15 protein-coding genes are annotated in these 16046 nt (G+C 39.3%); 11 read left to right on the top strand and 4 right to left on the bottom strand.

The features are described from left to right. The first annotated feature begins 9 nt into the window (after positions 1 to 9). From IRY55_RS09285 to IRY55_RS09245, 9 genes are all read left to right on the top strand, one after another. On the top strand, positions 10 to 1047 hold the full coding sequence (locus IRY55_RS09285) for a TRAP transporter substrate-binding protein (protein WP_194563035.1): 1038 nt from the start codon (positions 10 to 12) through the stop codon (positions 1045 to 1047). 63 nt (positions 1048 to 1110) lie between these two features. Continuing rightward, entirely contained in the window at positions 1111 to 1623 is a 513-nt protein-coding gene (locus tag IRY55_RS09280; protein ID WP_194563034.1) for a TRAP transporter small permease, read from the top strand. Continuing rightward, on the top strand, positions 1624 to 2910 hold the full coding sequence (locus IRY55_RS09275) for a TRAP transporter large permease (protein ID WP_194563033.1): 1287 nt from the start codon (positions 1624 to 1626) through the stop codon (positions 2908 to 2910). 156 nt (positions 2911 to 3066) lie between these two features. After that, a complete protein-coding gene (locus IRY55_RS09270) occupies positions 3067 to 3657 on the top strand; it encodes a class D sortase (protein ID WP_235961110.1) in 591 nt (196 codons plus the stop codon). 288 nt (positions 3658 to 3945) lie between these two features. Further along, the gene (proS, locus tag IRY55_RS09265; protein WP_194563031.1) at positions 3946 to 5382 is read left to right on the top strand and encodes a proline--tRNA ligase; all 1437 of its coding nucleotides are present in this window, start codon (positions 3946 to 3948) and stop codon (positions 5380 to 5382) included. Between the two features lie 175 nt (positions 5383 to 5557). Next, complete coding sequence (locus tag IRY55_RS09260; protein WP_194563030.1) at positions 5558 to 5965, top strand: Rrf2 family transcriptional regulator; 408 nt, start codon at positions 5558 to 5560, stop codon at positions 5963 to 5965. A 74-nt stretch (positions 5966 to 6039) separates the two neighbouring features. After that, the gene (locus IRY55_RS09255; RefSeq protein ID WP_194563029.1) at positions 6040 to 6675 is read left to right on the top strand and encodes an NAD(P)-dependent oxidoreductase; all 636 of its coding nucleotides are present in this window, start codon (positions 6040 to 6042) and stop codon (positions 6673 to 6675) included. Beyond that, positions 6672 to 7073 carry a DoxX family protein gene (locus tag IRY55_RS09250; protein WP_194563028.1) on the top strand — a complete coding sequence of 134 codons (402 nt, stop codon included), beginning with the start codon at positions 6672 to 6674 and terminating at the stop codon, positions 7071 to 7073. Before IRY55_RS09255 ends, IRY55_RS09250 begins: the two co-directional genes overlap by 4 nt. Next, positions 7070 to 7666 (top strand): nitroreductase family protein, encoded by a 597-nt coding sequence (locus tag IRY55_RS09245; protein ID WP_194563027.1) that lies wholly within the window; start codon positions 7070 to 7072, stop codon positions 7664 to 7666. The genes IRY55_RS09250 and IRY55_RS09245 overlap by 4 nt, the downstream gene beginning before the upstream one ends. A 40-nt stretch (positions 7667 to 7706) precedes the next feature. Here IRY55_RS09245 and IRY55_RS09240 read toward each other — a convergent pair whose 3' ends face one another. Next, a complete protein-coding gene (locus tag IRY55_RS09240; RefSeq protein WP_194563026.1) occupies positions 7707 to 9173 on the bottom strand; it encodes a helix-turn-helix domain-containing protein in 1467 nt (488 codons plus the stop codon). A 217-nt stretch (positions 9174 to 9390) separates the two neighbouring features. Between IRY55_RS09240 and IRY55_RS09235 the strand changes: the two genes are divergently transcribed. Next, a complete protein-coding gene (locus IRY55_RS09235) occupies positions 9391 to 11574 on the top strand; it encodes a SpaA isopeptide-forming pilin-related protein (RefSeq protein WP_194563025.1) in 2184 nt (727 codons plus the stop codon). 63 nt (positions 11575 to 11637) lie between these two features. Here IRY55_RS09235 and IRY55_RS09230 read toward each other — a convergent pair whose 3' ends face one another. Then, positions 11638 to 12309 (bottom strand): ABC transporter ATP-binding protein, encoded by a 672-nt coding sequence (locus IRY55_RS09230; RefSeq protein ID WP_194563024.1) that lies wholly within the window; start codon positions 12307 to 12309, stop codon positions 11638 to 11640. Positions 12310 to 12313: 4 nt separating this feature from the next. Then, complete coding sequence (locus IRY55_RS09225; protein ID WP_194563023.1) at positions 12314 to 13381, bottom strand: ABC transporter permease; 1068 nt, start codon at positions 13379 to 13381, stop codon at positions 12314 to 12316. A gap of 329 nt (positions 13382 to 13710) precedes the next feature. Between IRY55_RS09225 and IRY55_RS09220 the strand changes: the two genes are divergently transcribed. Further along, positions 13711 to 14712, top strand: a complete 1002-nt coding sequence (locus tag IRY55_RS09220; RefSeq protein ID WP_235961109.1) for a c-type cytochrome — start codon at positions 13711 to 13713, stop codon at positions 14710 to 14712. A 63-nt stretch (positions 14713 to 14775) separates the two neighbouring features. Here IRY55_RS09220 and IRY55_RS09215 read toward each other — a convergent pair whose 3' ends face one another. Next, positions 14776 to 15960: an alanyl-tRNA editing protein gene (locus IRY55_RS09215; RefSeq protein ID WP_194563022.1), complete on the bottom strand. Its 1185-nt coding sequence runs from the start codon at positions 15958 to 15960 to the stop codon at positions 14776 to 14778. Positions 15961 to 16046 lie beyond the last annotated feature (86 nt).

The following is a 16046-nucleotide window of genomic DNA, read 5'->3' as shown; positions in this document are numbered from 1 at the left end:
GAAAAGAAAATGAAAAACACATTACAAAAATTTAAAGTATTGTTACTCGTTACGGTATTAATGACAGTGTTAGCAGCATGTTCAGATAAAGAAGGGGCAGAGGGAGCAGAAGGCGAAGTTATTAAAATTCGCATGGCGAACCAAGTAGATGAGGGTAACTTCTTAAATCAAGGATATGTGAAATTTAAAGAAGTATTAGAAGAAAAAGGAAAAGGACAATTCGCTGTAGAAATTTACAATGGCGGTACGTTAGTCGGATCAGATGATGGAATTGTAGAAGCTTTAAAAAGTGGTTCAATTGAAATTTCAACATCATCTGCTTACGGAACAGCGAATACAACAGGCGTAAACGGTTTTAAATTATTCGATATGCCTTTGTTAATTGACAATCGGGAGTCGTTTTACAATTTATTAGATGGTGAATTCGGTGAAGGATTGAAAGAAGAAGTTGCCAAAAATAATAATTTAAAAGTATTAGGGTTTATCGACTTAGGCTTTTATTCTATTTTGAACGGTAAAAAAGACGTCTCAACACCAGCTGATTTAAAAGGTTTGAAAATTAGAAGTTCAGCAGCAGATTTACATTTAGATTCATTAGCAGCAATGGGTGCAAATCCGACGCCACTGTCATACACAGAAGTATTTACAGGATTACAACAAGGGGCGATCGATGGCGTTTCAACGACGACACCATTAATTTATGGAGACCGTTTCTTTGAGATCAATAAACATTTGACATTGACGAATCATGTATTACTCCCACACGTATTGATGATTAATGGCGATCTTTACGAGCGTTTAACAGATGAGCAAAAGAGCATTTTAGAAGAAGCGACAGCGGAGTATATAAAATATGCGCGTGAATTATCAATCGAAGCAGAAAAAGAAGCGGTTGAAGGTATGAAGGCGGAAGGTGTGACAGTTACAGAATTAACAGAAGACCAAAAAGAAGAATTTAAAAAAGTGGTCGCGCCTGTCATTGATAAGCATATTAATGAAATTGGAAAAGATGTGTACGACAAAGCAATCGAAGAATTGAATAAATAATTGATCGGCAACTTGCATATGAATTTTCGTATGCAAGTTCCTTATTCAGATAGGAGGAGGAGTATGAATAAAAAGAAACGACCGATTGAGGCCTATCTTTCATTCTTCTTATTATTGTCAATGACAATTATTATGTTTATTGGGTTTGTTTTCAGATATGTTTTCAATGCCTCGTTATCATGGTCTGAAGAATTGTCACGTTATCTCTTTATTTGGTTTATTTTTATCAGTATGAGCTATGCGGTAACGGAGCGTGCTCACATTCGAGTAGAAGCGTTAAATCGTTTAATTCCGTTAGAAATTCGAAAGTATGTCAATATTTTCGGGAAATGTATTTGGCTTGTCTTTTCATTGTTCGTCTCGTATTTAGGCGTGACGTATGCGATGACGATGTCGAGTTCTGTATCGGCTGCATTAAAATTACCGATGTCCGTTGTCTATTTCGGAATTCCACTTGGATATGCACTCATGTCGGTACGATTATTCGTTCAAATTATTCAAGCGTTCAAAGACCCTTACTTAGAAGTGGCCAATGATTTAGCTGAAGAAAGTTATATAGAAGGGGAGGAAAAATAGATGGCATTTACTTTACTTACGATTTTAGTCGTTTTCCTCATTACTTTATTCGTTAATATCCCGATTGCAATCGGGTTAGCCATTTCTGGTATGGTTGTTGTTCTTATGGAAGGTTCGATTCCTCTTTCATTCTTCGTTCAATCGACGTTTGGAGCGAGTGATTCCTTCCCTTTACTTGCGATTCCTTTCTTCATTTTAGCTGGAGAAATTATGAGTACAGGTGGGATTGCGAAACGTTTAATTGAATTCGTTCAAAACCTCGTCGGTTCGATTACAGGAAGTCTCGGTTTAATTACGATTATCGCAAGCTTCATTTTTGCGGCGATTTCTGGTTCGGGAGCTGCAACGGTTGCGAGTATCGGAGCGATCACGATTCCTTACATGTTGAAAAATGGATACACGCCTGCCTATGCAGCTTCTATCGCAGCGAGTTCGGGATCACTCGGTCCAATCATTCCACCGAGTATCATCTTTATTTTATATGGAGTGATGGCTGGGGTTTCCATCGGTGATATGTTCATTGCAGGATTAATTCCAGGTGTATTAATGGCGGTTGCCTTAGTGACGATCAACTATATCATTTCGAAAAAAGAAGGATTTGGTGGTTCTGAGAACTTTGTAAAGCAAAGTTTCTGGAAGTCGTTAAATGAAGCGAAATGGGCATTGCTTGCACCAGTTATTATTCTTGGTGGAATTTACAATGGTTGGGTAACGCCGACAGAAGCGGCTGTAGTAGCAGTTGTCTATAGTTTAATCATTAGTGTATTCGTTTATAAAGAATTTAAAGTTAGCGAATTGATGGAAGTCTTTTTAAGAGCGGCAAAAGTTTCTGGAACGATCATGATTTTCGTCAGTGCAGCATCATTTTTCGGAAAAGTCCTCGCTTTAAAACAGATTCCACAATATATTGCGATGGTCATTGCTGATTTTACAACGAATCCAATTATCATTTTAATTTTAATTAATATTTTCTTATTGCTTGTCGGAATGTTTATGGAAACAGTCGCGGCAGTGTTATTATTTGTTCCGTTATTGTTGCCGATCGTGTTACCTTTAGGAATCGATCCGATTCATTTCGGTATTATCGTGAGCATTAACTTGTCATTAGGATTAATTACGCCACCATTGGGCATTAATATTTTCATCGCTTCGAATATCGCCAAGATTCGTTTCGAAGAATCATTGAAATATTTCTTCCCTATCTTTATGTCTTTAATTATTATCCTTTTACTCGTGACATTTATTCCGCAGCTAAGCTTATTCTTACCTGAATTATTATCTAAATGATAAAAGACCTCTTTCATTTTTAATGAAGGAGGCTTTTTTGAGTTTAAAAGATGCGTTGAATAACCGTATTGTATACAATGAAACGAAAAGGCTATCTAATCGAATAATTTTAGTACGATATAAGAGAAAGAGGATATTAAAAGAGGAGATTGAATGATGAAGAAATGGATGGGTATTGTCATTATTTTTGTAGGGATTGGATTAATCGCTTATCCTTTTTATATGGAGTACGAGCAAAATAAAGAAGTGCGTGCGTTAGAAGAAGCGATGGAACTCATCATGTCCGCAGATGAAGGAGAAGATATCGATTTAAGCGAAATTGACAATTTACCGTTTACGGAAGATGAAATTCGCAATGTCATGGAATTAGAAATTCCTTATTTAAACATTCGGCATAAAGTATTGGATACGACAACCACACATAATTTAAATGTCGCACTTACGCAAATTAAAGAAAATCAAACCCCGGGAGAAGGAAATTTCACGATAGCCGGACATCGCGGTTATCGAGACGGTCGCCATTTTAGCAATTTGGCAGAAGTTCCGATTGGAGAAGAAGTGTATTTGCATGTAGGTTCAACAAAATATATTTATCAAATTACCGATCGTGATGTAATTGAAGCGACCGACGTCCACGTATTGGATGATCGTGAAGGAATTGATGAATTGACGATGATTACATGTACGATCACAGGAAAACAACGGGTCGCTGTCCGGGCAAAGCTTTTAGATATTGTGAGTGGGTAGGAACATATTGTGAAATTCTCGAAAATTTGGTATAGTAACGTTGATATAAGAGTCATTGAAGCGACTAAGTAAGGATTGAAATGAACAGAGAGTGGCGCATTGCTGAGAGCGTTATCCATCCCTCATCCTGAAACCTATCGACGGAGACTGTACGTTTTGCCAACGTTATGAGGCAACCTGAGGGCTATCATTAGCTAAATCAAGGTGGTACCACGTCTACAATGCATAGACGTCCTTAACTTCAAGGGCGGACTGTGCTTTTTTTAATGAAGAGGAGGATTTTTAATCATGTCAGAACAGAAAAACGATTTTACAAGTTGGTATATTCGCACGATTCAACAAGCGGATTTAATGGATTATACACCCGTGCGCGGTTGTATCGCCTTTAAACCAGACGGCTATGAAATTTGGGAACATATTCAATCGGAAATGGACCGTCGTTTTAAAGAAACGGGTCACCGTAACGCCTATTTCCCAATGTTAATTCCAGAAAACTTCTTCCAAAAAGAAAAAGATCATATCGAAGGATTCTCACCAGAACTTCCTTGGGTGACAGAAGCCGCAGGAGAAAAATTAGAAGAGCGTCTCGCCCTTCGTCCGACATCTGAAACGATGATTGGTCACCTTTATTCCGACTGGATTAAAAGTTATCGTGATCTTCCAGTGCTCATTAACCAATGGGCGAACGTCTTCCGTTGGGAAAAGAAAACACTCCCATTCATCCGTACGTCAGAATTCCTTTGGCAAGAAGGACATACAGCTCACGTAGATGAAGAAGAAGCACGTGAAGAAACGATGAAAATGCTTGAAATTTATAAAGAAGTCGTGGAAGAACTATTAGCGATTCCCGTATACGACGGACAAAAAACACCGTCTGAGCGATTCGCTGGAGCGGTCGATACGTATTCAATCGAAGCGATGATGAAAGACGGAAAAGCGGTACAAGCAGGAACGTCCCATTATCTTGGAACGAAATTCGCTGAAGCGTTCGATATTAAGTATTTAACGAAAGAAAATAAACATGAATACGTTCATACAACGTCATGGGGTACTTCAACACGTTTGATCGGTTCAATGATCATGGTGCACGGCGATGAGCAAGGGCTCGTTTTACCACCACGTGTCGCACCGACACAAGTCGTTTTAATCCCGGTCGGACCGTGGAAGAAAAACCCGGCAATCGTTGAAAAATTAGACGAAGTATTCGCTGCTTTAAAAGTACAAGGGGTACGTGTCCGTCTTGACGATTCAGACCAATCACCAGGATATAAGTTTAACGAGTGGGAATTGAAAGGTGTGCCGGTTCGTATTGAGCTTGGACCACGTGATTTAGAGAAAGATGCAGCGATGTTGAAAGCGCGTGACGAAGACGAAAAGCGTCAAGTTCCATTAGAGGGAATTGTCGATGCAATCGTTGCAGAACTCGACACGATGCAAGGACGCCTCCTCGAAAAAGCACGCGAATTCCGTGCGGAACATTCACATTTGAATGTTGATACGATGGAAGATTTAAAAGCACATATCGAAGCGAAACAACAAGCGGGAGAAATCCCAGGTTGGGTACTCGCAGGATGGTGTGGCGATGATGATTGTGAAGCGAGCGTTCAAACAGAAACGAAATTCACATCACGTAACATTCCATTTAATCCACCAGCAGAAAAAGAAGTATGTATTAACTGTGGTAAACCATCACAACATACCGTTTGGTTCGGTCGAGCATACTAAAATTCGAATGTACGATGAAATTTTTCATCGTACATTTTTTTATATAAAAGTTGAATGGGCAATGTTTATAATCATTCGACAAGTCATAAAATACGTAAACCTAAAATAAAGTGAGCATATTTATTTGACATTTCTTTTACATGTAACTATGATGGTTACATAGGTGGTGGATGAAATGATTAACACACGATTTTCTGTAGCGATTCATATCATTTCTCTTATCGCATCCAATCCGAATGAACAAATGTCTTCTGAATGGATCGCGGGTAGTGTGAACACAAATCCCGTCGTCATTCGTCGCATTATCGGTTTATTAAAAAAAGCAAATATTGTACGCACTTCACAAGGAGTAGCAGGTGTCGAACTTGTCAAATGTCCTTCTGAAACGACATTGCTTGAAATTTATAATGCGGTCATTCATCAAGATGAATTATTTTCGGTGCATGAGAAGCCGAATGTTGCTTGTCCGGTTGGGCGTAATATTCAAAAGGCACTTGATGTTACATTTGGAGAAGCGCAAGAAGCGATGGAGAAAGTATTAGCTGGGAAAACAGTGAGTGACATTATCGACGATATGCGTTAAAAATAGTCGGTAATGCCAATCATTTTTCACACCTTACATGTAACTGAATTAGTTACAAGAAGGAGGAGTTTGAGATGAGAATAGCAGTAGTCGGAGCGACAGGTCGAGTAGGGCGTTTAGCAGTCGACGAGGGAGTAAGAAGAGGATATGACATAACAGGGTTTGTACGTGACGCAAATAAGTGGTTAGAGGCCCCGGTGTCATTAGTGGAGAAGGATGTATTACAATTGACGAAGGAAGATGTGGAATCATTTGACGCCGTCATTAGTGCATTTGGAGCGGAGCCAGGGAAAGAGTCATTATTCGCAGACGTTGCGACTCATTTCATCGAGATCCTTCAAGGAACGAAAACGCGTCTCATCGTCGTCGGAGGGGCGGGAAGCTTATTGATCGGAAATACGATGTTAGCTGACACACCAGATTTCCCAGAAGCATTTTTACCGACGGCGAAAGGACATGAGCGTGCTTTACGTATATTTGAAGCGAGTGCAGGAATCGATTGGACATACGTTAGTCCGGGTGCATTGTTTGAGCCAGGAGAACGCACTGGACATTATGCGACAGGTGGCGATGAATTTTTCGTCAATGAAGCGGGCGAAAGTTATGCAAGTATGGAAGATTACGTCCTCGCACTATATGACGAAATTGAAAACCGTCAACATGTAAATGAACGATTTAGCGTCGTGACTGAGCGAGGTGGAGCGTCATGAATAAGCAAACATTTGCACTCGTCGTCATCCGTATTAGTTTAGGACTCATTTTTGCGATTCATGGTGGGGCGAAATTTGCGGGAGGAATTGGTGGAACCGCAGCTTTTTTTGAAAGCATTTCAATTCCTAGCTTTTTAGCCTACATCGTTGCTACAATTGAATTAGTTGGTGGTGTCTTGCTCATATTCGGCGTATTAACGAAAATCATTTCTGCTTTATTCGTCTTCATCATGTTAGGTGCTATTTTCACAGTGAAAGGCCCACTCGGTTTTTTAGATGGATATGAATTAGAGTTTGCTTTAATCGCGATGAGCGTAACGACATTTATCGCAAGCGACTGGAAAACAGTATTCGCTTTCGTCCCTACAACAAAACAGATAACGGAGGTTTCATCATGACAACAAAGTCAGTATCAGCAGCAATTCAAGAACGTCGTTCCATTCGACGTGTTAAAAAGGATCCAAACGTCACGAAAGAACAAATGGAGCAATTGCTTCAAAAGGCAGTATACGCACCGTCGGCCTTCAATATGCAAAGCGGTCGTATGATGCTTGTAATGGATGAAGATAACGAAAAACTATGGTCAATCGTCGAAGAAGAACTTCGTAAAGTAGTGCCAGCAGAAGATTTCGCAGCGACAGAAGCTCGTTTAGCAGGTTACCGTAACGGAAATGGAACGGTTCTCTTTTTCGAAGATGATGCAACATTAGAACAGATGCGTCAAAACGCACCTTTATATGCAGAGTCATTTACAAATTGGTCATATGAGGGAACAGGAATTTTGCAATATGCGACATGGTTATTGCTTGAAGAAGCAGGACTTGGCGCATCAATTCAGCACTATAATCCGTTAATCGACGAGAAAGTAGCAGCGGAGTGGGACATTCCAAAAGAGTGGCGTTTAATCGCTCAAATCCCATTCGGAGCAAAAGATGAAGAAGCAGCAAAACGTGAATTTTTACCATTTGAAGATGTAGTGAAAATAATTTGATCTTTATAGAAGACACCCCCTTTTTAATGTGAAGGGGGTGTTATTTATTGTCCGCTTGTTCCCAAAAATGAGTTCGTCTTTCAACTTGTAATCGTTTCACTTCTTTTCGAATTAAAATGATATCTTGGTCTTTTAAAATCGTATCGACTAAAATCACTTTATTTTCTAATGAAGGTAGAGGAGTATCGGTCACGATAATATCATATTGCTCTTGCATAGATGGATACCACTCATAGTAAGGGATGCTCGTAACTTTTAAATCATCAGAGAAGTACTGAAATAATGTGGCATTTGTCCACATCTTCAACGTGATTGAATCTGAAAACAAGAAAAGAAGTCGTTGTTTCATTAAATGGAACATAAGTAAATGACGTTCTAAAAACAATGCTAAGTGTAAAAGTAAATCTGTAGAGAACGGTGGTAAGTCATGCTCGTTCGTCCATTTAATGCATACTCTCTTTAAAATATTCATTTGCTTTTCAAATTTTTTTCGTACAGGTGCATTGACAAAAGAATCATCTAATTGAACGAATTTTAAATTCATTAAACGATAGTTAAGACGTTGTTGAAAGTCAAACAAGTGTGAAACGAAGGCCTCGTCCTTTCTTAAAGTCGGCAATTCAAAATGACATTCTAAATGTTGAATAAAAGAAAAAAGTAAAGGATGTTGTTCCTTTTGTTGAAGTAATGCTTCATATGTTTTTGTGTAATTATAAATATGCTTATGCCATGTAAAATCTAAAAAGAAGAAAAATGAAAATGCTTCAATAGACTCAACCTCGGGAAGGCGAACATTGTAGTACTCTTCTATAATATTTTTCCATTTCAAGTATAATGGATGATTTCGAATTAATTCTTCTTCTTCGAGTGCATCAACGAAATATCCTTGAGCCATTCGATGACGTGCAAATGTAAAATAAAGGTGAAACTTACAAATCGGTTGAGAAAGAAGACGAATTCCTAATGTTTTTAGTTGTTGAATGAGTGGCATCGGGTTGTTTTCTTCTTGATATTGATAGTATAAATTTTGTTCTCCAAAAGCGGCGATGAGCAACTTGTAATGCACGATACGAATGTAAGTCTCATCTCCTAAAATACGCAAAGGACTACGTGCTAGTTGGAGTTCGTGTTTATTTAAAAAAAGTTCAAGTCGTTTAACATAGTCTCGTGTTGTAGTCATATGAAAATAAAAGTGATCACCCAACTTTTCTAAAGTAGGATGTTCATTTTCTAAAATAAAATGAAACATATTATACAAGATTATATGCTCGTTTTCGATATTATTAAGTGTATTGATGTTTTCGTCTGCAGGTTTTAAAAGACGAACCCCTTTTCCGCGAAGACGTTCAATCGACCAATCAGGAGGAAAGCTGATTTCCATCTGTTGAATGTCCGTCCGAATCGTTTTATCAGAGTAATGAAGTGCTTCCCCGATTGTCTTCAAGCTCGTCCAATCTGTTTGTTTTTCTAAAAATCGTAAAATTTTAACTTGTCTAGCGGTAATCAATGGCCGTTCCCCCCTTCTTGTCTACTATCGACAAAAATTCAAAAAATGAAGCTCGAATTTTAAAATAGGTCAAATTCGCTATACGTTTATTTCCTTTGGCAAGTCCAAAAAAGCGACTTAATAAAAAAGTAAAGCCAGTATAAAATCAAAAATGATGAAACAACTAGTCTGAAGTCAGACCTTTGAAAATAAATGTAAAGATGAAGGAGATTTATGTATGAAAAAGCGAGTAGTATATTCGTATGTAGCAATTTTTGTGCTCATATTTCAAATGTTTGTCCCATTGTCGACAACGTATGCGGCAGGCGGTCAACAACTACAAGTTGATATTTTAAATGTAGAACTTCAAGGGAATAAAGAAACCTTCTATAATGGAGATTCGGTAGGAATTACAACGGAGTGGAAAATCCCAGAGAGAACACAAGTACATCCAGGCGATTACTTTTTCTTATCGTATCCTTCTTACTTACAAATCGCTGCACAAACATTTCAAATGCAACATGGTGTATGTGAACCATTTGGAGCAGACCAAATGCGTTGTACATTTGACGAACGTGTGCGAGATTTAACTCATGTGAGTGGTGAATTAGAATTAGGAGCTCAGCTTACGGTGGAATCAGGATCGGGTAAGCAGACGAAACCAATTACAGTAAATGGTGTATCTGCGGGTACGATTACAATTGATGGCGGGAGTTCTACAGGTGAAGTAGGACCAGGTGGTACAACAGGTAGAGAAATTGGTAAATGGGGTAAGCATTCTATGGCGAATCCTTCTTTAATCAATTGGACAGTAGAAATGAACGGAGATAAAAACTTTTATGAAGTTCGTTTACTCGATCGACCACAAGAAGGTCATAAAATTGTGCCAGAAAGTATTTCGATTGGAATTAACAATCAGATCGTGACGAAAGATAGTCCTTACGTAAAGTCATTTCATGTCAGTGAAGATTTAATTGATATTACATTATATACGTATAATTTAGATTACACAGTCGAAAAATATATGGCACTTATTTATTATGATACGAAGATTGTAAACCCTACGCAAAAGAAATTTAAAAATACAGCAACACTCATTAATAATCAAACTTCTGAAGAGATCGGATCGAAAGAAGAAACTGTAAAAGTGTGGGGTAGCGCAAGCTCTCAAGGTGAATTAGCGAAATATCAAGGAATGTTAAAGATTCATAAAGTAGATGAAGAAGGCCAGCCGTTGGCGGGAGCAATCTTCACTTTAAAAGGGATGGATGATTCTATTTACACAGTGGAGTCAGATCAGCAAGGAAACGCGAAAATTGAAAACTTAAGTGGAGGCTTTTATACATTAACAGAAGTAAAAGCACCTAAAGGTTATGAAATTGAACTTGCATTCGAAGATATTATGTTGAACTTTAAAGAACAACCTATCATTACACATAAGGTTATCAACAAAAAAATCGAAGAGCCGACACAACCAGAGCCAGAAACACCAGTCGTTCCGGAAGAACCGACGCAACCAGAGCCAGAAACACCGGTCGTTCCGGAAGAACCGACGCAACCAGAGCCAGAAACACCGGTAGTTCCGGAAGAACCGACGCAACCAGAGCCAGAAACACCGGTCGTTCCGGAAGAACCGACGCAGCCAGAACCAGAAACACCAGTCGTTCCGGAAGAACCGACGCAACCAGAGCCAGAAACACCAGTCGTTCCGGAAGAACCGACGCAACTAGAGCCAGAAACACCGGTCGTTCCGGAAGAACCGACGCAGCCAGAACCAGAAACACCAGTCGTTCCGGAAGAACCGACGCAGCCAGAACTAGAAACACCAGTCGTTCCGGAAGAACCGACGCAGCCAGAACTAGAAACACCAGTCGTGCCAAGTGTACCAACGAAACCAGAACAACCAGAAGAAGAGGAAAAACCGGTTGTAGTAGTACCAGAAGAGCCAAAACCGGAGACACCTAAACCGTCTAAACCTTCAGGTGGAGGTAATAGTTCTAAGCCGAGTGAGCCGACTAATCCAGCTCCAGAAAATCCAGCAATTCCAGAAATACCAGTGGAAGAAGATAAACCATCTATCGTTGTTCCAGAACAACCAACTGATGAACGACCTGTTGTAAAACCAGAGCAGCCAGAAGAAGAGGATAAACCAACAGAGACTATCCCTGAATCTCCGCAAGAAGATTTAGAAGAGGTTACTGCTCAACCAGAAGAAATCGAAGAAAAGGAATTAGGGGAAATCGTTGTAAATCATCACACACCGATTTCCACACAACCGAAGCATCCATTGGCTTCACAAACATCGAATGTTCCAACATTGCCTCAAACAGGGGAAGAACATATGCTCATAATGCAATGGGCAGGGGTATTATTAGCTCTTCTCGGTAGTGTACTTCTATTTACACGTAAAAAAGAAGCATGATAGAGAAAAAATAAAGAAATAAAAGTGCTTAGGAACAAGTAATCATTGTTCCTAAGCACTTTTTTAACGTTCTTGAGTGAGCACACCATCTGTCATATTGTAGACGTGATCGAAGTAATCCAGGAGACGTGTATCATGCGTGACGACAATGGTTGTCGTATTTTTATTTTTCGTTTCTTTTTGTAAAAGCTCCATCACTTCAAAAGCTCGTTCTGAGTCAAGTGAAGCGGTTGGCTCATCGGCTAAAATGACAGATGGATTCGTATATAATGCTCGTGCTATAGCTAATCGTTGACGTTCACCACCCGATAAGTCAGTCGGATATTTATTTTTTAATTTTAAAATACCGAGATCACTCATTAACTGTTTTAAATGATTCGCTCTCATATTTTTCTGTTTCACACGATCCATCAATTTAAACTGATCTTTCACTTTTAAAAAAGGGACAGTATTGGAGGCTTGCAAAATAAATCCAATTTCTTCAAGTCGTAATTTAGAGCGCTTTTTTTCATTCAATCGTGATAAGGAACGACCATTAATAATGACTTCACCAGAGGTCGGACTCAATAAACCTCCAACGATGGTGAGAAAAGTACTTTTACCAGAACCAGAAGGTCCGATAATCGCAATTAATTTTCCTCGTTCAGCTTCGAAGTTTGTCGGTTTGAGTGCTTCGATTGTTTTCGAGCCATCGTTATATGATTTTGAAACATTTCGTAATTGTAAAACCGTCATCATTTTAACCTCCTATCGCTTTCAATGGATCAATTTTGACAATCGTGCGCACAGAGAATAATGAACCTAAAATAGCGACGATGACAAAAATGGCTCCATAAGTGAGTAAAATCGGTAAATCAAATGTAACAGGTACAGCATCTGGTAAAAACATGCCTGTTAATAAAGCTAAACCAAGACCGATTGCCACACCGACAAATGCTAAAATGAATGTTTGAGCGACAACGGAACGTGCTAAGTAAGCGCTCGAAATACCTTGTGCTTTCATGACACCAAAAATATTAATCTTCTGAACAGTGAGGACGTACAAGAAGATAGCAACAATCACCGCAGAAATAATGAGTAAGAAATAAATCATAAAATTCAATGTCATATTTTGTTCTGAATAACCAGGTAATTTTTCGATGAAGCTTTCGATTGGAATAGCTTCTAATTCTGAATCTGTCGTAATCGCATTTACGTCATTTGATTGGACGATGAAGCCATTTAACTTTGTGTTATTCGTCTCACTAGTTTCTCCATATTTGATTGAGTAAAATGTATCAAAGTCCGTATAAAGTACAGGAGCAACGTTAAAACGTGCAGAAGCAATAAAGCCGACGATCGTCAAATCATCGTCGGAACCTGATAATTTCACGCGATCCCCAATGGTAAATCCTTCAGATTTTAAAGTCTCACTAGCGATGACTTCAAACTTGTTTTTAAAAGCTTTTCCTTCAAGCACTTCCGGCATAATGAAAGAGTCTGACTCGATAGCGAATAAAGAAATGTTTTGCTTTTCATCTTTGTTGTTTGCGATGGCATTCAATTGACCGATTGGTGCAATTTGGTCTGCTTTTAAATTGTCTTCTTTTTCTCGTAACATAATCGATTGCGCCAAGCTTTTATCCGCTTCATCCGTCAAGACGATTGCATCCGCATCCCAACGGTCGACAGCTTCCCGGTTTAACGTTTGTAAACCTGTTGCGAGCCCTGATAAAAAGAACACTAAATAGGCTACAAGCATTAAAACTCCCGTAATGAGAAAGAACCGTAATTTATTACGTCTAATTTCATTCCATGCTAAAAACATGTATCAATCCCTCCTTATCTACTTTCTTTATTTTACCCTAAAAATTGAAAAATAACGCATTTGAAAGCCTTTAATTGATTATTATTATCATTTATATAACTTATATAGAATAAATATCGTTAAGGATGACCGAAAGTCCTTTTGGAAAGAGAAGTGTAAATGAATAAGTGAAATAAGTATGAATAATCGACTGATGTTCAAAAGCTTGTGATGAAAATGTCAAAACTTTATAAGCAATCTTGTTTTCATATGCAAATAGGCATAGACGCTGTTGTGAAAAGTGTGATAATTTGAAGGTAACAGAAAGAGAAATAAAGGAGGTAACACGAATGAGTAATAAAAAAGGTTTTCCGATGGCATTATTAGCAGGTGTATTTGTACTCGGACTCATTATGGTTTTATCGATGTTCGGTATGCAAGTTGCTAAGGAGAAACGTGCTGAGGCACCGAAAGATACAGAAGTGGCAGAAGGAGAAGAAACAACAGCACCAGCACCTGTCGCAGGAGGGAAAATCGCACATAATCCACCATCATTAGATGATGTTCCAGAAGGTCCATTAGGTGAAGCGATTTTACGAGGTTATGAATTAACGAACAACACATCAGAAGTATTACGCAGTGAAGCAGCGACACCAGAAGATGGTGAGAAACTCGTCAACGAATTATCATGTACAAGCTGTCACGCAGGTGCAGGTATGGATGAGCATTCTTCGTCAATGGTCGGTGTATCTGCCGTGTATCCAATGTACATCCCACGTTCAGGCAAAATTGTTACTTTAGAAGACCGTATTAACGGTTGTATGATTCGTAGTATGAACGGTCAAAAATTCGAAGCGAATGATCCAGACTTAAAAGCGATGGTCGCTTACTTAACTTACATTTCAGAAGGTATTCCAGTCGGTGCTGAATTAGACTGGCGTCACCTTAACAGTATGGATGATGTGCCCGTTCCAGATGTAGATGCAGGAGAGCAATTGTACAATCAATCTTGTATCGCATGCCACGCAGGTGACGGTTCAGGAACAGGTTCGAACACAGGTCCAGCCCTTTGGGGTTCAGGTTCATTTAACGATGGAGCAGGACTCGCACGCATGGGCAAAATGGCAGGATATATTCAACGCAATATGCCAATCGGTCAAGAGAACTCATTGTCAGACCAAGAAGCAGCTGACTTAGCAGCGTTCATCTTGTCACAAGATCGCGATTCTTACCCAACACCTGAAAAAGATTGGCCAAATGGCAATCGCCCATCAGATATTATGGATAAAGAAAAACGTGAACAAGTGAAAAATGGAACAATTGATTGGAACGAAGTATTAGGTAAAAACTAATATATACGAAACACTCCCTTTTAAAAATCCTCCTGTCCGGTAAGGACGGGAGGATTTTTGTCGTTAGACGAGGGAAATACGTGTGATCATTTCATCGAGTAACTGTTGGGCGCTGATATTTACTTTTGGTCCGCCGCCTTGAATAAATTTTGGGCTACCGCCACCGCGTCCTTCAAATAATGGAAAGATTTCTTTTCCAAAATCACGCATATTCGGCAAAGCCTCTTCACCACGCATCGCAATGAGTTGGACAAGTTCATCGTTCGTTGTCGTAAATAAGACGACTACGCTTGTTCGCTGTTCCACAATTTTTGTAGCGAGTGCTTGAATTTCCTGAAGTGGACGATTCTTGAATGTCGCGGTAATGAGTTGCTCAGAATTTTGCAGTAGCTGTGTCGCTTCTACATCGAGTAATTGCTTACGCATATCTCGAATGAGCTGTTCTTGTGCTTCTCTTTCTTCAATCCACCGCTCAATTTTAGGTACAACTCGGGATTCTGACGTTTCGAGTAATTGGGCACAGCGTTTCACTCGCTCGTTTTGTAAAGCGTAGTGAACGAGTGCGCGGCGTCCCGCGATGAAAGAAAGGCGAGTTCTTTTCTTCATGCGCTCTGTTCCAAGCAATTTAATGAGTTGAATTTCATTCGTTGCACGAGGGTGCGTTCCACCACAACCGTTGTAATCGATGTCTGGAATGATGACGAGTCGAATATTATCGTGCGCTTTGATGTCGCTGCGAAGTGGATAATTTTCTAATTCTTCTTTTGTTACCCAATGTGTTTCGATAGGAATATTGCGTAATACGACTTCATTTGCCATTTGTTCGGCGCGCATCATTTCTTGCCTCGATACTTGTTCTGTCATAAGGTCGATCGTCACGACTTCATCGCCTAAGTGAAAGCTATCTGTTTCATACCCTAAAATATCATGAAAAATTGCCGTGACAATATGTTGTGCGCTATGTTGTTGCATATAATCGAAGCGTCGTTCCCAATCGATGACACCAATTACGTGTTCTTCTTCTAAAGGCGCATCGATATAGTGACGAATCACTCCATCAATTTCTTCCACATTATGTACAATACTGTTGTTTAAATATCCCGTATCATAGGGCTGCCCGCCGCCAGTTGGATAAAAAGCAGTGCGATTTAAGATCACATACTGCCCGTGTTCATCTTTACCTTGTTCTATAACGTCTGCTTCAAAGGTTGTTTCATATGCGTCTTTATAATACAGTCTTTCAGTCATTTCATCGCCTCCTCAGAAAATTATAATGATACTCTCTTTAGTATAGTAGAAATGGCGAACGGATACACAAAAAAGAAGCGCAAAGG

It is taken from the genome of Savagea serpentis (genome assembly GCF_015351395.1).
In the GTDB taxonomy this organism is placed as follows: Bacteria; Bacillota; Bacilli; order Bacillales_A; family Planococcaceae; genus Savagea; species Savagea serpentis.
This window is presented reverse-complemented; position numbering and strand designations above follow the sequence as displayed.

Bases quoted from the DNA above. Each gene is read 5' to 3' on its own strand.
- IRY55_RS09275 (WP_194563033.1), top strand. From the start codon at position 1,624: ATGGCATTTACTTTACTTACGATTTTAGTCGTTTTCCTCATTACTTTA.
- IRY55_RS09250 (WP_194563028.1), top strand. From the start codon at position 6,672: ATGAATAAGCAAACATTTGCACTCGTCGTCATCCGTATTAGTTTAGGA.
- IRY55_RS09285 (WP_194563035.1), top strand. From the start codon at position 10: ATGAAAAACACATTACAAAAATTTAAAGTATTGTTACTCGTTACGGTA.
- IRY55_RS09235 (WP_194563025.1), top strand. From the start codon at position 9,391: ATGAAAAAGCGAGTAGTATATTCGTATGTAGCAATTTTTGTGCTCATA.
- IRY55_RS09255 (WP_194563029.1), top strand. From the start codon at position 6,040: ATGAGAATAGCAGTAGTCGGAGCGACAGGTCGAGTAGGGCGTTTAGCA.
- IRY55_RS09260 (WP_194563030.1), top strand. From the start codon at position 5,558: ATGATTAACACACGATTTTCTGTAGCGATTCATATCATTTCTCTTATC.
- IRY55_RS09225 (WP_194563023.1), bottom strand. From the start codon at position 13,381: ATGTTTTTAGCATGGAATGAAATTAGACGTAATAAATTACGGTTCTTT.
- IRY55_RS09230 (WP_194563024.1), bottom strand. From the start codon at position 12,309: ATGACGGTTTTACAATTACGAAATGTTTCAAAATCATATAACGATGGC.
- IRY55_RS09215 (WP_194563022.1), bottom strand. From the start codon at position 15,960: ATGACTGAAAGACTGTATTATAAAGACGCATATGAAACAACCTTTGAA.
- IRY55_RS09245 (WP_194563027.1), top strand. From the start codon at position 7,070: ATGACAACAAAGTCAGTATCAGCAGCAATTCAAGAACGTCGTTCCATT.
- IRY55_RS09280 (WP_194563034.1), top strand. From the start codon at position 1,111: ATGAATAAAAAGAAACGACCGATTGAGGCCTATCTTTCATTCTTCTTA.
- IRY55_RS09270 (WP_235961110.1), top strand. From the start codon at position 3,067: ATGAAGAAATGGATGGGTATTGTCATTATTTTTGTAGGGATTGGATTA.
- proS (WP_194563031.1), top strand. From the start codon at position 3,946: ATGTCAGAACAGAAAAACGATTTTACAAGTTGGTATATTCGCACGATT.
- IRY55_RS09220 (WP_235961109.1), top strand. From the start codon at position 13,711: ATGAGTAATAAAAAAGGTTTTCCGATGGCATTATTAGCAGGTGTATTT.